The organism is Pseudoneobacillus rhizolycopersici (genome assembly GCF_054786815.1).
This window is the reverse complement of sequence record NZ_JBTOOE010000015.1, coordinates 84,175-99,175: the sequence shown is the minus strand read 5'-3', so window position 1 is coordinate 99,175 and position 15,001 is coordinate 84,175. Positions and strand designations below refer to the sequence as shown.

Genomic DNA, 15,001 nt, shown 5'->3' with positions numbered 1-15,001 from the left:
TTTAGCGCTTTAAAGCATGTGGGGACTGTCCCCACATGCTTTAAAGCGCTAAAGGGTGTTTCCATTTCCTTTTCGGGACTACCGCAAAATCTTGTGGTGGTACTCTGAAACAATGCGGCGTCCTCCTATAACTATGCGGTTTGGTTAGGGTCTTAACTTAGTAGAATGTGAATGTAGAACAAATGAAGAAAACCAAAACCACAATTGGAGGTAAAGAGATGATTACAGTTTCAGATGTTTCTAAAATTTACAAGCTTGAGTCAGGAGATTTTTACGCCTTAAAAAATAACGACATCCACATTAAAAAGGGCGAATTTGTCGCAATCATGGGTCCGAGCGGATCCGGAAAAAGCACGTTACTTCAACTGCTTGGTGGACTCGATACCCCTACATCTGGAAATATTCAAGTTGATAACGTCCAGTTAAGCCAATTAAATGAAAAGGAACGTACCTTATTTCGTCGCACAAAAGTAGGTTTCGTGTTCCAAAACTATCAGCTATTACCGATGATGACCGTTGGCGAAAATATCGCCCTAGCCTTATCTGCTAACAATGCATCAAAAGCAATCATTAAACAAACGGTTCAAAAATTGTTAGAAGAGGTCAACTTGCAGGGAAAAGAAAACCAATTCCCCTCGCAATTAAGTGGCGGTCAACAGCAAAGAGTTGCCATTGCAAGAGCATTAGCAATGAAACCAAAACTCATTTTAGCTGACGAGCCAACCGGAAACCTTGACCAGAAAAACGGTAATGACATACTCAAGCTCCTAGCAAAACTGAATAAAGAAGAAAACATAACCGTAGTGATGGTTACACACGATCAACAGGCGGCTCAAACAGCAGACCGAATCATCGTGGTAAGAGACGGCCTGATCGTCAATGAAAGCCGTATAAAAGGAGGCTACCGGGATGAAACAATGGCAAATCGCATGGCGTAATTTAATGCGCCGCAAAATGCGGACGTTTTTAACGATGATGTCCATCATTATTGGGGTTGCCTCAACTTTTGGGGTAATCGCGGCTGTAGATACCGCTGAAAAAGCCTTTCCTATCTATTTAAAGGAAGCCTTCGCCAAAGCGGACTTCAATATCGCTGGAACCAAAGCTTATTTTTCTGAAGACATCCATCAGCAGATGGCCAATATCAGTAACTATACATCGGTTGCCATTTTGAAGGAAAATACGAAACTTGTCACAAAGGAAAAAGGGATTTCCTCTATCCAAAAACGCGTTGTCATCACCGGCTATAGCCAGTTTGATACGCCTGTAACAGGCTTCAAGCTCGTCGACGGCAAGTTAAACTCAGATGGAGCAGTGATCACTGACCGAACGGCTAAGGTATGGGGCTCCAAGGTTGGGGATACGATTACCTTTGATACGGATAATGGTGTGAAAAAAGTCAAAGTCTCGGGAATCATTAAGTACACGAAAGACCTAATGGGACCGTCCAGTTGGAACATGGCCAAATACCACCACTGGGCTGTTGCTCTGCCACTGCCAGTAGTCCAAGATTGGTTCAACCATAAAGGTAAAATCCAAGGCATTTCGGTTAAAGCATCAAACCCTAACAATCTGAAAGAGGTAGAACATGAGTTGGACCATTTGGTAAAAAGTAATTCTGGCATCTACCTGCAGCCTGTTGTCCTCGACTTTGATGTCCAATATAAAGATTTACAAACATTCTTCTTAGCCCTTTATATCGCTGGATTCCTTGGTATCGCGCTTAGTGCCTTTATTATTTTTAACTCTTTATACGTCAGCATAAAGGAAAGAAGAAATGAATTCGCCGTGCTAAAAACAATCGGCTATACACCAAACCAATTACAAGCCATGGTTCTTGCTGAAGTTTTACTACTGGCCATCATCGGAACAGTAATTGGCTTGTTACTAGGATTTGGGCTAGCAATCGGACTAAAAACCCTTATATTCATGCTATTTGGTGTACTAAGTAACAGTGCAATGATAGTAACAACTGGATTAACCGTATCTGTCCTTGCTGGTATGCTTGTTCCATTGCTTGCCTCTTGGTATCCATTACATCAGGTTGGAAAGGTTAGTGTCATTGAAATTTTAAAAGAAAATAAAACAAATTCAAGTAGTAAAAATAAGTGGTTAGGTATCATCGGCATCCTGCTGATTGGACTAAGTTTTTTCATCAAACATTTGGCACTTGTCTTGCCGCTTTTGATTGGAATTGCTTTACTATTCCCGTATTTATTTAAACTGTTTAGCTTTATTTTAAAAGGATTGTACCGATTCTTATTTCGATTCTCAGGAGATGTCGCGATTCGAAATCTTAACCGCAACATCAGCCGTACTTCCATGACATCTGTCATTCTATGTTTAGGCATTGCGATGATCGTGTTAATGAGTTCATTGAATTCGGCTTTATTACAAACTTACGAAAAACTAATTCATCAATCATATGGTGGTAATCTTGATATCATGTTCCATCATATTGAAAAAGATGATTTAGATGTCATCAAGCGAACAGAAGGTGTCGCTGATGCCACCACCTATTCTTTACAAGGAATCGTTTGGAAATTAAAGGGTGAAAAGCGAATGCTCCCGGTCTATGGAGTAGGTTCAGATTGGATTGACCGCTTCCCATTGTTCACTGGGCAAAAAAATTCACATAGCAAATTGATTGAGGGATTAGCGTATGACGAAATTATTTTAGATGAAGTTTCCTACGGAGTTTGGGGAGGGAAAATCGGTGAAACGATTACATTAGATACTCTAGCCGGCGAAAAAGCTTTCAAGGTTGTTAAAGTTGTAAACACGATGAAAAACAGCGGTTACGGTGCTTTCATGAGCAGTGAGCATTTTAAAGAAAACTTTGGTGTTAAATATGAACGCAATGCCCTTGTCATCAAGGATAATCAAACAAGTCCACTGCAACTAAGAGAAAACATCTACGACCAATTTGGGGAACGGGTCGAGGAGATGTGGGGTCCAGAAGATTGGGTGAGCGTTATCGGTGGTACCATTACCGGCTCATTTAGCATTGTAAACGGGCTAGTTGTCCTCGGTATCATCGTCTCCGGTATTGGCATAACGAATACACTGTTGATTAATATCATGGAGCGGATTCGTGAAATTGCGATGATGCGTGCGGTGGGGGTAACACGGGGGCAAATTATCTCAATGATCTTACTTGAAGGTTTCGGTATTGGTCTCTCAGCTACGGTTATCGGTCTTTTGTTTGGAACACTGTTAATCTATATCACTTCAGGTTTTGTCGAGATTAATTCCTTAACATTTGATTTCGGTGTTTCACCGCTTATTATGACAATCATCTTTTTGTTTGGCATCATAATCAGCTTAATTTCAAGTTTCTCACCAGCAAAAAGAGCAGCCAAAACTCCATTAAACGAGGCATTGCGATATGAATAAACGATTTTTCCTACTAAGCGCACTGATGTTGTTTTTAACCGCTTGTGGAACAAATACCTCCTGGGAGGAAGAAGAGACCACGATCGAAGTAAGTGATCGGATTGATAAGGATGACGTCAAGGTGGAATGGGAGCTTGCTGACCGGCAAGCTTCCGAAACCTTGGTTCGTCTAAAAATAACCAACGGAGATGAACCGATCGATCAATTCGAAATTAATCACGAAAAATTACTACATTTAATCATAGTAAGCAAGGATTTATCCTATTTTAATCATGTTCATCCGGAATACAAAGGGGATGGGGTTTTTGAAATCACCAATGATTTCCCTACCGGTGGCGACTACCGAATGGTCGCCGATTTCAAACCAACTAAGGGCAGCCCAATGAGTAAAATGGCTTGGATTACAGTTGAAGGTGAAGAAGAAGCGCAACCAATGGCCGTTACGGTTGATCGTACGCTTGAAAAACGAGTCGATGGTAAAAAAATTACTTTGTATATTGAACCGCAGCCTGAGGCGGGACAAGAGCTGACACTCAAATTCAGTTTGCAGGATGAAACCACTGGTGAACCCATTTCTAATCTTGAACCATACTTAGGATCAATTGGCCATGTTGTCGTTTTTTCCGAGGATGCCGAACGCTACCTCCATGTTCATGCTATCGAAGGTCAGGGAAGCGGGCCAGATGCCCTTTTTGAAACAACGTTTCCTACGAATGGCATTTATAAAATTTGGGGACAGTTCCAAAAAGATGGCAAAGTATTTACTGTACCATTTGTGGTGAATGTTCCATGATGTTTGACAGGTTAATAACCGCTTGGAAAGCCCATCACCCCTTCATTCATCTGATGATGCTAGGTACGATTCTCATTAGCCTAACGAACGCCATGAGTCTTGTCTATTTGCCGATTTATCTACTATCCACCTATCATATCGATCCGATAAACGTTGGCGTCATTGTTGGCGCTGGTGCACTGACTGCGACGATAGGTGGATTTGTCGGCGGAACCTTATCAGATTTTATAGGTAGAAATAGACTCCTGTTGATTAGTTTACTCGTTATGTCTATTGTTTTTATAGGATTTCTTTTCATTAAAACTCCAATATTACTAATGCTAATCAATATTATTCGTGGTTTGTTTAGCTCGTTTTTTACAACGGTTTCCAAAGCCCTTATCGCTGACTTAACGCCAAAAGAAAGGCGATTCCGAGTATTTTCAAATCGCTATTTAGCTGGTAATATCGGTTTTTCAATAGGTCCCATTATCGGAACGATATTTGGAGTTGCAGGAAATAGTATCGCTTTTATCGCAAGTGCCCTCATCTATTTCATCTATTTTCTTACGTTGGCGATGATGGTCAAAGGCCTCAAAACGCAAACAACCAATAATGAAACTCCAGTCCGAATCTCAGAAGCTTGGGGAGTTTTTCGTAAAGATAAAGCATTATTGTTGTTTATCATTGGCAGCGTACTATTAACAACCGTCCATGGTGAAATGTCAGCTACACTTTCACAATATTTGGAAAAAAACATTGCAGATGGCATTAAATTATTCGGCTATCTTATGAGTATCAACGGAATCACTGTCATCACGACTCAGGTTTTTATCACCAGATGGTCAGAGCGGTTCGGTCTATTTCATCGTCTTGTCATGGGAAGCCTGCTATTTGCTGTTGGGGAAATTGGCTTTGCTTTTTCCGATAGTTGGTCGGGTTTTATCCTTTCGATGGTTATCTTCACTTTTGGTGAAATTCTTATTATCCCATCGGAGTATGCCCAAATTGACGAAATTACCACATCCGAGATGAGGGGGATGTATTATGGAGCGCAAGGATTCAGCGAAATCGGGAATTTTATCGGTCCATGGTTTGGGGGAATTTTGCTTGTTTCGTTTGGAGGAGAAGTCATGTTTTTGACGATGGGTTTGTTTTCTGTGGCCAGTCTTTTCTTTTATGCTTGGGGACGAAAGGTTCATCAAATGAAAAATCATTCCTTGCCTTTGTCCATTTCATAATTTAACAAGAGTTGGGGATTTTCTAACGGAAATTTTCAACTCTTTTTTTATACATACTTTTATTTCCAATGAACAATACTATAGCTTAGCCTTCAAGTTAATATGAAGAATGGTGATGGTTATATGTTTAAAAAAAGAGCAAAATTGGCGGAGAAAAATCAAACGAGTGGCGGAAAAAACATTCAAGAAGTTTTCACTCGAGCTAAGAAATCAAGTGACTTTTTTAGCTTTTCACCGCTAGAAAATGTGCCGATAAAAATCAGTTTTTACTCCACGGTGATTGAATCCGCGCTTCTTCACCAGCTAGTTATATCGCCAATCCAGGAAAATAGTACTCATATTCAAAACATCAAGGATATAAAAAATGTCATTCCCGTCGAGAAAAAGCAGATTACCAATGATGCTTCCGAAGTCGAAGTGAAATTAACGAAGGGATATGCCGTTATCCAATTTAAAGAAACAGACACTGACTGTTTGTTAGTGAAACTACTTGACTCTAATCTCGGGCGCCGCCCCAATAATGATACCGAAAATGAATTTAGTGTGATTGGACCTAAAGTCGGCTTTGTCGAGGACTTAGGCGTGAATTTACATTTGCTAAGGCAAAAGTTAAACAGCACTAACTTGCTATTTGAAGAAATAAAAGTAGGAAATGAAACTGTAACAAGTATTATCATTGCCTATTTGGATGGTATGACAAATCCCGAATACGTCAAAACTGCCAGGCAACGAATCCAATCGATTGACATTGATGTTTTAATGGATAATACACGGTTAGAGGAACATATCTCAGATAATTCAACATCTCCATTTCCAATGCTTGTTTCTACAGAAAGAGTCGATCGGGTTGTCGACTCGTTATTAACGGGAAACCTTGCGATTATTTCCGAGGGGTCCCCTTACGTCCTTCTTGGCCCAGCTAATCTGATGAATTTTTTCTCAGCAGGTGAGGATTATTATTTAAGCTGGATGCAAGGCTCCTTTTTCCGGCTAATTCGAATAATGGGGGTTATCTTTTCGATCTTTGCCACCTCAATATATGTAGCTATTCTGACTTATCATTATGAAATTATTCCGAATGACTTATTAGGGCCAATCATTTTTTCACGAGCCAATGTACCATTCCCTCCTGTAATAGAGGTACTGTTTCTGGAATTGACGATTGAACTTTTAAGAGAGGGGGGCTCAAGGCTGCCTACCAAAATTGGGCAAACACTCGGGATTGTTGGAGGAATCGTTATTGGACAAGCAACGGTTGATGCGGCGCTCACAAGTAACATTTTATTAATCATTGTCGCTCTTTCTGCCCTTGCATCGTTTACCACTCCTATTTACAAAATGTCCATTACGGTAAGGATGCTACGCTTTCTGTTCATCCTATTGGCAGCAATTTGGGGAGGTTTTGGATTAGCGATTGGCGTTATTTTATTATTAGGACATCTAATGAGACTGAAGTCTTTAGGAGCTCCTTATATGGTCCCGTTGTATCCCTTGAGAAAACATGGCTTGTCAGATACGTTTATTCGTCCTTCCTATGCGGTGAAGAATATTCGCCCATCGTTTTTAAGAACATTGGGGATAAAAAAATATTCCTCCCAACAACATCAAGATCGTGAAAAAAACCTCGATACAGAATGAAAAAATGATCCTAAGGGGCACTTAACATGAGATTAATTGTATGTTGCATGTGCATGATTTTACTGATTGGCTGCACACGAACAAAAATTATTGATCAAATTAGTATTATTCATGTGATAGGTTACGACAAAAATGAGGAAGGGGAATTAGTTGGAACCCTTCTCTATCCTGACTTTACCAAAAGTAAAAACTCGGAAAGTCTTGAAGTTCGAAAAGTGTCAGGAGATACATCGAGTACGATTTTTCAAAAAACAAATGAGCAAACGAAAAATCAAATTGAGCTCTCAAAAACGCTTGTCATTGTCTTTGGTGAAGAACTAGCCAAAAAAGGGGTAAAGGAAGTAATTAACCCGCTTGTGAATAACCCGCTCGTTGGTACAAATGTTCAGATAGTTGTTGGTATACCATCGGCAAGAGATTTTATGGATGCAGTTAAAAAAGATAAGACCCTTAGCATTGCCGATACGGTTACTCAAAACTATGAACAGTTCTTTATGCCAAAAACGAATTCTCATATTTTTTTAAATGACTACTATGGAAAAGGAAGGGACCCTTACACTCCAATTTTAGGACTTGGGACAGAAAAAAAAGTAAAGATAAATGGCTTAGCCATTTGGAAAGATGATCAATTTAAGCTATCCCTCAATAATAAGCAAGCATACTTGTTTGGATTAATGGACACCTATAGCCATCAAGGATTTGCTGAAGTGCCTATCCAAAAACAATCGAAAAAAGGTCATTTTGTTCATCGCAATCTGAAAAACAAGTCAAAATGGAAAGTCAGCAAACTGGGTGATCAACCTGAACTTACACTACATCTAAAAATCTCCACCCGAATCATGGAGTTCCCAACCTGGATTCACTTACAAAGCGAAGCAGACATAGCGTTAATAAAGCGAGCCATTGAAAAGAATCTAAATAAAGAAATAACGGAGCTTATTAAACTATTTCAAAAAAACAAGGTTGATCCACTAGGATTGGGTGATATCATTAGAGCCCATTCACGCAACTGGAACGAAAAAGTATTTTACGAGCAATCGTATGACCAACTAAAGGTGAAAGTGAAAACTGATGTAAAGATTATTCAATCCGGATTAAGAAAATAGGTGATCGTTTTGCAAAAAGCCCCAGTAAAAGAAAGTTCAATGGTTTCACCGTTCTTTTTATTTTTTCTTGTTAATGGTTCCCAAATTGGAGTTGGATTGCTAAATTTTCAAACGCGCATTATAAAGGGAGCAGAGCAAGATGCCTGGCTATCGGTTCTTGGCGTTGGTCTTGTGTTATTTGTGATTTTGTGGATGATCTTCTTTGTTGTAAGATCATCAAGTCAAGGTGACCTCATTTCCTTTCATACAGACCTTTTTGGAAAATATGTTGGCAGCCTTCTAAATATTCTTTTGGTCCTTTATTTTTCCTTTATAGGTTTCTCGACTTTATATATTTATATCGATTTACTTCAAACTTTAGCATTTGATCGGGTTCCACTTTGGGAAATTACCTTGGCATTTTGTGTTGTGTGCTACTATATCGTATCTGGAGGCTTTCGAGTTGTCACTGGTTTGGCGTTTTGGGGAGTAGTGATTCCAGTCTTTCTGTTAATATTCTTTACAGCCTTGTTTCCATATCTAGAACTGCGAAATATCATGCCGTTTTTCAATCATGGCTGGAAGGATTACCTCGTTTCTGCTAGAGAAAGTGTCTATGTCTTTGTAGGTTTAGAGTGTTTATTCATCTACTTACCGTTTATCAAAAATGGCCAAAAATCACTAAAGTGGGCTCATTTTGGACATCTTGCATCCGTTTTCATTTATGTTGTGTTGGCGATTTTTACATTTCTATATTACACACAGGGAAAACTAAACCATTTTTTATGGCCAACTTTAACGATGATCAAAATTGTTTCCTTTTCGTTCATGGAAAGTTTTGAATTCATCTTTATTTTCGTTTATCTCATCGTGATTACTTCGAGTGCTTGCATTTACTTATGGTCAGCCACAAGAATTTTGAAAGTGAATTTTAACTTCACCCCAACAAAATCATTAATCGGAATCCTTGCTCTAATCTTTTGTTTTAACATTCTTTTGGAGGATATTTCCTTTGGTATGGTCATTAAAATTCTGACTCCATATTTAGGAATTTCTCTACTGTTTGGCTATATTCCCTTGCTCTTTCTTATCAGCTTGATGAAGCGTGCTTTTAGGAAATCTTAATTTGGTGATAGGGATATTTTTGAAGTTTTTTGGGATAATATTCCTGTCCCTTCGCCATATTTCGGGTTATCATAAAAAGAGAAAAAATTTCCTGAAAATAGCTGTTACGTTTTTTGATTTGTATCGTTTCTTAAAGTGGGAGGAGGTTTACAGTGAATATTTCGTTTATAGAGCTTTATGATCAATTTTTTGATGATGTGTACCGGTATGTGTATGTAAAAACAAGCAACAAGTGGGATGCAGAGGATATCGTCAGTGATACCTTCCGCAAGGCCTACGAAAAGCAACAAGCGCTAAAAGATGTTTCAAATCCAAAGGCCTGGCTGTTTACCATTGCTAGGAATTCAGTGATAGATTACTACCGAAAAAAGAAAAACCTCTCGATTGGAGAGGATCTAGACGTGTATTTTCCACCCCTCCCCTTTGAAGACCCATTTGAGCAATCTAGTGAACTAGATTGCTTGAAAAAGAGCTTAGCCCATTTGTCAGCAGAAGATTTAGAGGTTACCAATTTACGATATTTTGCTGATCTGAAATTTAAAGAGATGGCTGCGGTTTTAAAAAAAACCGAAGATTTTCTGCGCGTTAAATCAAGTCGGATTACAAAAAAGGTCGGTATTTTAGTAAAAAAATGTCTGGGGGAAACGTAATGGAACAGGAAAAAGTGGAAAGATCGCTACAAGAATTACGTAACCATATCTACATTGATCAAGCATTAAAGCAGAAACTGCGAAACTATTATTCCCGAAAGCAGAAGATAAAGAAAAATGCATGGATAAGCGGCTTGCTTGCCGCAGCGGTATTCATCGGTCTATTTCTAAGCAATTTCCAACCGAACCAGGTAAGTGCTAGTTCATTGAATATTACGAATGCCATTTCCTTCTTTGATATCGGTAGTGGCGAGTTTACTGCTTACACGCATCATAAAGGTGATCTATACGTTTCGATAAAAAACAAAGGAATCTATCGTTACAACAATCAAGGTTTCCAACCTGTGAGCGAAGAAGTAGCCAAGAAGATCGATTTTTCACCAAATACCATCCATGAGAATGAATCCGTTTTCGAACGGGATGGGCAGATTATCGTAAAGGATTTAAAGAGTGGTAAAGAGAAGAAAATTGATGAGGGGAAGGAGCCTTCCATTTCTTATCATGGCTCTTATGTTGCATATGTAAAAAAACAAGGCCAGTTTGAAAACGTTTGGATTGCCGACCTAAATGGCAAAACGAAAAAGCAAATCACGACCAATCCAGTAGGAAGAATACACACTAACAAGGGATTATATCAATACAAGACACCGATTTGGCATTCCGAGAAAAATGAAATTTTTGTTTTGAAAGGGGAAGAAGAGCAGCCGTCAAGGATCATGAAAATCTCATTAAGCGATGAGAGTGTATCGGCAGTCGATACGATCGAAGGGTATCTGCAAGCTTTAGTCAATCGGGACGATGACTATGCGAAAAGCATGATGGAAAATCCTCCTGATTTTCTCACCTACTCGAGTCCTCACCAATCCGGTTATCAAATTTTATCAACAACCGAAAATGGAGATTCAGCTGTGGTTAAAGCAAATGTCTACCGAACGACTACGGCAAATCCGTATTACGGAATAACGACGTATCAATTTGATTTATTCCAAAAGGATGGTCTTTATATCATTCGAGAAGTAAGAGAACTATCGAAGAGAGAACTTATCGGTAATGAACGAAATGAGATTCAACTGTTCGAGGGAAGTAAGCTGGAAACCCTTATGACAATCAATGATATCCCAAAAGAATATATAACTGAAAAGAATACCCGTATTGGCTCTGCAATTGAAGACCCAGATGGAAAAAATATCATCTTTACTTTGCAGGAATATGAATTAGTTGGAAAACATCCAAGTGTATCCCTCTTAGTATTCGATCGCAAATCAGAAACGTTCAGCATGCTTTCAAAAATGAATAGCCAAACAGAGGGTGTTGCCATTTACCAACTATCGATAGATTCAACCGGACAATATGTGGCTGTCGATAGTCAAATGGGAGAAAGTTCCCCAAGTGTTATCATCTTTGATTTGAAAAATGTAAAGCAAATAGAGAAGGTTGACGGTGCGCATACCTCATTCTGGAATGGATCTACTCTATTCATCCAGAAGTTGGATGACATGCAATCCATGTTATATCAATTTGATACACAAAAAATGCGCCTAAGCCATCTATAGGAGGAAGGCAGAATGACTAATTTTGAAGAATACGAAGATCCCATTGCTTATGATGAGGAGAACAATCCGTTTACGGATGACATTCCCTTTTTATTAAAATGGGCTGCAAAAGTGGAGGGACCCATTATCGACTTAGCCTGTGGAACCGGTAGGGTAACGATACCGCTTGCAAAAGCAGGGCATCCATTAATTGGAGTGGATGTTCATCAAGGAATGCTAAATCATGCACGTCAGAAGTCTAGTCAAGCCGGTCTGCCCATCGAATGGGTGGAACAGGACTGTAGCAATCTTCAATTAAGTGTTAAAAGTTCCCTTATTTATATGGTTGGCAACTCTTTTCAGCATTTTCTCAGTAATGAGGATCAAAATGGACTATTGACTTCCGTGAATAGACAATTAACAGACGGAGGCATTTTTATCTTTGGCACTCGTTTTCCAAGTTTAGAAGAATTGCTGCAGCCGAGCATAGAAGAATATTGGAAATCTTATTCGAAGGACAGGCTGAAAGTCGATCTCTATACAATTAGCCGCTATGATGCCCTAACGCAAATCCAACACTATGAAACGATTCGAAAATTTTTTGATGAAAAGGGCAGTATGGTGGACGAGAATCGAACGAATATCCGACTTCGCTATGTGTTCCCGAAGGAAATGGAAAGACTGCTGCACGAAACTGGTTTCGAAATCTTACATGTATACCGGGATTGGCAGGAAAACCCATTAACAGAAGAAAGCCAACAAATGATCTATGTTTTGAGGAAAAGATAGTCATAAAAATTGGCGTGGAGAAGGCTTCTCTACGCCAATTTTGAAATTATGTGCTAGTCTAAATAAAATTAACCTTTCATCATTTCACGGTAAGCATCCAAGCTGAATATTTTAAAAGATGTTTCTGGAAGGGGGGCAAATTTCTCAACAGCCTTAGTGGCCCATTCCCGGGCTTCGTCACATTTCCCAAGTTTATGGAAGACAAGAGCCTTATAGGCAAACATAACGAAAAAAATCGACAGATCGTATGGATGGTAGAGAACAGGAATCTCTACCATATCAAAGGTCTCAAGGGCCTCTCCGTAGTGACCCAAATAATAGAGGGCTTTCCCTTTCTCTAAATAAAACCACGGCTCGAACCCATCCATTTTATCGGGTTCACTAAAAAAATCATTGATTTCCTCTATGGCTTTGGAATATTCACGTTTTACAGAAATGAGCAACATGGTCGATAATAATCTGCAAAAGATGATGGCTGGTCTATATTCGGCAAATTCTCCGTACTGTTGTAATTTTCTAATATAATATTCCGTTTGACGTTCATGATTGGACATCACGGCATGGGCTGCAGCAAGGCGATATAAATCATCAATTCGATAAAAAATTTTTTCCTTCTTTGAAAATTGAAAAGCCCTTTCCATCACTTGAGAGGCCAATTCGGAATTTCCGACAGCAAAATGGGCTACCGCCTCGTTATAATCAAGGTCTAGCCTCGTCATTGGATCAATGTACGCGTGATGAGTCTCAATTTCCTTTCGTTCTGCTAAAAAATTCACTAATGACCTTGCATAATCCCCATCGGAAAATTCATTTGTCGATCGAAATATCCCAATTTTTGCACGTTTCGAGGTAATATTCATCTGATCATACATATTAGCGGCACGGTCAATATAACTACGCCATTCCGGACTTTTTTCAAAGTAAAGGGAATAACCGTATATCTCTAAAAGACGTGCCGCCTCGTAACCCTGAGTTAAATGTTCGACATATGGTTCAATCAATGTGATGATTTGCTGATTTCTTTCTGAACTCCCACCCTTTTCTTGACGATAAAGTCTTTCCGCATGATAAAGTTTCTCCGCCTGTTCAAGCAAATCCCTAAGCTCCTGCGAATCGATAACACCCAATAGTTCCGTAACATCAACCTCAAGCTGTTCGGCTATATAGGATAGGCTCTCCATTGACGGTTTCGCTTTATTATTTTCGATTAGACTGAGCATCCCTTTGGTCAATTCTTTTCCAGCTAGGGTCTCAAGTGTCATCTTTTTCTGTTTTCTAATTTTTCGTATTCGTTCTCCTAGCATAGTCCATGAGCCCTCCATTTTATTATTTAGTTTAATTATATTAAACTTTCTCTTGAAAAGAAAGAGGAGGATGTGTTATGATTTGTTTAATCAAATTAAACTTTTGAAGGTGTGATATTCGATGAGTGATGAATTGAAATTAAAAAAGGCAACCTACCACCTATTTACGTTTACCATTAGTAAAATGATTTCCACATTTGGTGCACAGGTGTATGCGTTTGCGATTAGTTTTTATATATTGCAATTAACAGGGTCGGCTACAAGTTTTGCCATGAATCTTATTTGCAATATATTACCGCGAACTCTTATTGCACCATTTGCCGGGGCAATTACAGACAAATACTCAAGAAAAGCGATTGTTATTTCTGCTCAAATCGTAACAACTTTAGCAATATGCGGGCTTTTAATTGTTACCCTTGTATCGGGGTTGTCACTTGTTGCGATATATACAACCACTAGTATTTTAGCGATTGCTTCAAGTTTTTCAGGGATAGCCTTCTCGTCTTCGATAACGGGATTGATTGATAAGGAGCGAATTCAAAAGGCGATGTCGTTAAATCAAATGTCCGTTTCGTTTGCAGCGATTGGAAGTCCTGCGGTAGGAGGGGTGTTATATGGTGCCGTTTCAATACCGGTATTTCTCATCCTCTATATAACCGCTTCGAGCATAGCAATTCTGTTGGAATCAACGATGAATTTCAAACTATTTAGCAAGCAGAAAGAAACGGTAGAAGGTGAGTCAAAAGAAACGATGTTGCATAGTATTAAGGCTGGCCTTCAATATTTAAAATTACAGCCAATCATCCTAGCTATGATGTGGGTCGCTTTACTTATTAACTTTTTAATGGGAGCGTTTGAGGTTGGTTATTCGTACATTCTGATTGATCAAATGAAAATAAAGTCGCAGCATTTTGGATTCACGCAGGGAGCCTTTTCAGCAGGGATGTTATTAATGTCAATTTTATTTTCGATAAGAAAAGAAGTGCGCTTCCCGCTCTTAGTGTCTAAACGGGGAATCGTTATGTTCGGTATCATTATGGGGTGTATTTCACTGCCATTACTTATTTCGCTTAACTATTGGCAAATATTTATCTACTATATGATTCTGATGTTTTGTTTCGGGTCAATGGTTATCGTCATCAATACTCCTTTACAGGTTATGCTCCAAAAGACAATTGCAGATGAATATAAAGGTCGCGTGTTTTCCTTATTAGAAACAATGGCAATGGCTCTGATGCCAATCGGAATGGTCCTTTATGGCTTTCTTTATGATATATTCCCAGGTGAGTGGATATTACTCCTATCGGCGGGACTTCTAGTTAGTGTCGTTCTGTTCTTATTAAGACCAACGGTAATTCGAAGGGTCCATCCGGAGATAGAAACTACCAAGGGTTCTATGGTTGTTGGGAGTAATCAGATTTAAAATTCCGGAAGAGAAAAGGTGATGTCCCCTTAGACATCACCTTTTC

At 39.1% G+C, this 15,001-nt stretch carries 12 protein-coding genes; 11 read left to right on the top strand and 1 reads right to left on the bottom strand.

Going from position 1 to position 15,001, the window contains the following annotated elements; all coding sequences use genetic code 11:
- The first annotated feature begins 218 nt into the window (after positions 1–218).
- The 10 genes from ACX9YW_RS15425 to ACX9YW_RS15380 all read left to right on the top strand — a co-directional run bounded on the left by ACX9YW_RS15425 (position 219) and on the right by ACX9YW_RS15380 (position 12,228).
- Complete coding sequence (locus tag ACX9YW_RS15425) at positions 219–938, top strand: ABC transporter ATP-binding protein (protein WP_460347947.1); 720 nt, start codon at positions 219–221, stop codon at positions 936–938.
- Complete coding sequence (locus ACX9YW_RS15420; protein ID WP_460347945.1) at positions 910–3,396, top strand: FtsX-like permease family protein; 2,487 nt, start codon at positions 910–912, stop codon at positions 3,394–3,396. Before ACX9YW_RS15425 ends, ACX9YW_RS15420 begins: the two co-directional genes overlap by 29 nt.
- Positions 3,389–4,189 carry a DUF8832 domain-containing protein gene (locus ACX9YW_RS15415; protein WP_460347943.1) on the top strand — a complete coding sequence of 267 codons (801 nt, stop codon included), beginning with the start codon at positions 3,389–3,391 and terminating at the stop codon, positions 4,187–4,189. Before ACX9YW_RS15420 ends, ACX9YW_RS15415 begins: the two co-directional genes overlap by 8 nt.
- On the top strand, positions 4,186–5,409 hold the full coding sequence (locus tag ACX9YW_RS15410) for an MDR family MFS transporter (protein ID WP_460347941.1): 1,224 nt from the start codon (positions 4,186–4,188) through the stop codon (positions 5,407–5,409). Before ACX9YW_RS15415 ends, ACX9YW_RS15410 begins: the two co-directional genes overlap by 4 nt.
- Positions 5,410–5,532: 123 nt before the next feature.
- Positions 5,533–7,047, top strand: a complete 1,515-nt coding sequence (locus ACX9YW_RS15405) for a spore germination protein (protein WP_460347939.1) — start codon at positions 5,533–5,535, stop codon at positions 7,045–7,047.
- 26 nt (positions 7,048–7,073) lie between these two features.
- Complete coding sequence (locus ACX9YW_RS15400; protein ID WP_460347937.1) at positions 7,074–8,153, top strand: Ger(x)C family spore germination protein; 1,080 nt, start codon at positions 7,074–7,076, stop codon at positions 8,151–8,153.
- Between the two features lie 9 nt (positions 8,154–8,162).
- Entirely contained in the window at positions 8,163–9,257 is a 1,095-nt protein-coding gene (locus ACX9YW_RS15395; RefSeq protein ID WP_460347935.1) for a GerAB/ArcD/ProY family transporter, read from the top strand.
- 152 nt (positions 9,258–9,409) lie between these two features.
- Complete coding sequence (locus tag ACX9YW_RS15390; RefSeq protein ID WP_460347933.1) at positions 9,410–9,907, top strand: RNA polymerase sigma factor; 498 nt, start codon at positions 9,410–9,412, stop codon at positions 9,905–9,907.
- Entirely contained in the window at positions 9,907–11,460 is a 1,554-nt protein-coding gene (locus tag ACX9YW_RS15385; protein ID WP_460347931.1) for a TolB-like translocation protein, read from the top strand. The genes ACX9YW_RS15390 and ACX9YW_RS15385 overlap by 1 nt, the downstream gene beginning before the upstream one ends.
- Before the next feature lie 12 nt (positions 11,461–11,472).
- Complete coding sequence (locus tag ACX9YW_RS15380; RefSeq protein WP_460347929.1) at positions 11,473–12,228, top strand: class I SAM-dependent methyltransferase; 756 nt, start codon at positions 11,473–11,475, stop codon at positions 12,226–12,228.
- 68 nt (positions 12,229–12,296) lie between these two features.
- On the opposite strand, the gene ACX9YW_RS15375 is transcribed toward ACX9YW_RS15380, so the two are convergent.
- The gene (locus tag ACX9YW_RS15375) at positions 12,297–13,532 is read right to left on the bottom strand and encodes a helix-turn-helix domain-containing protein (protein ID WP_460347927.1); all 1,236 of its coding nucleotides are present in this window, start codon (positions 13,530–13,532) and stop codon (positions 12,297–12,299) included.
- Between the two features lie 121 nt (positions 13,533–13,653).
- Here ACX9YW_RS15375 and ACX9YW_RS15370 point away from each other — a divergent pair, with 121 nt between their 5' ends.
- The gene (locus ACX9YW_RS15370) at positions 13,654–14,955 is read left to right on the top strand and encodes an MFS transporter (protein ID WP_460347925.1); all 1,302 of its coding nucleotides are present in this window, start codon (positions 13,654–13,656) and stop codon (positions 14,953–14,955) included.
- The last annotated feature ends 46 nt before the right edge of the window (positions 14,956–15,001 follow it).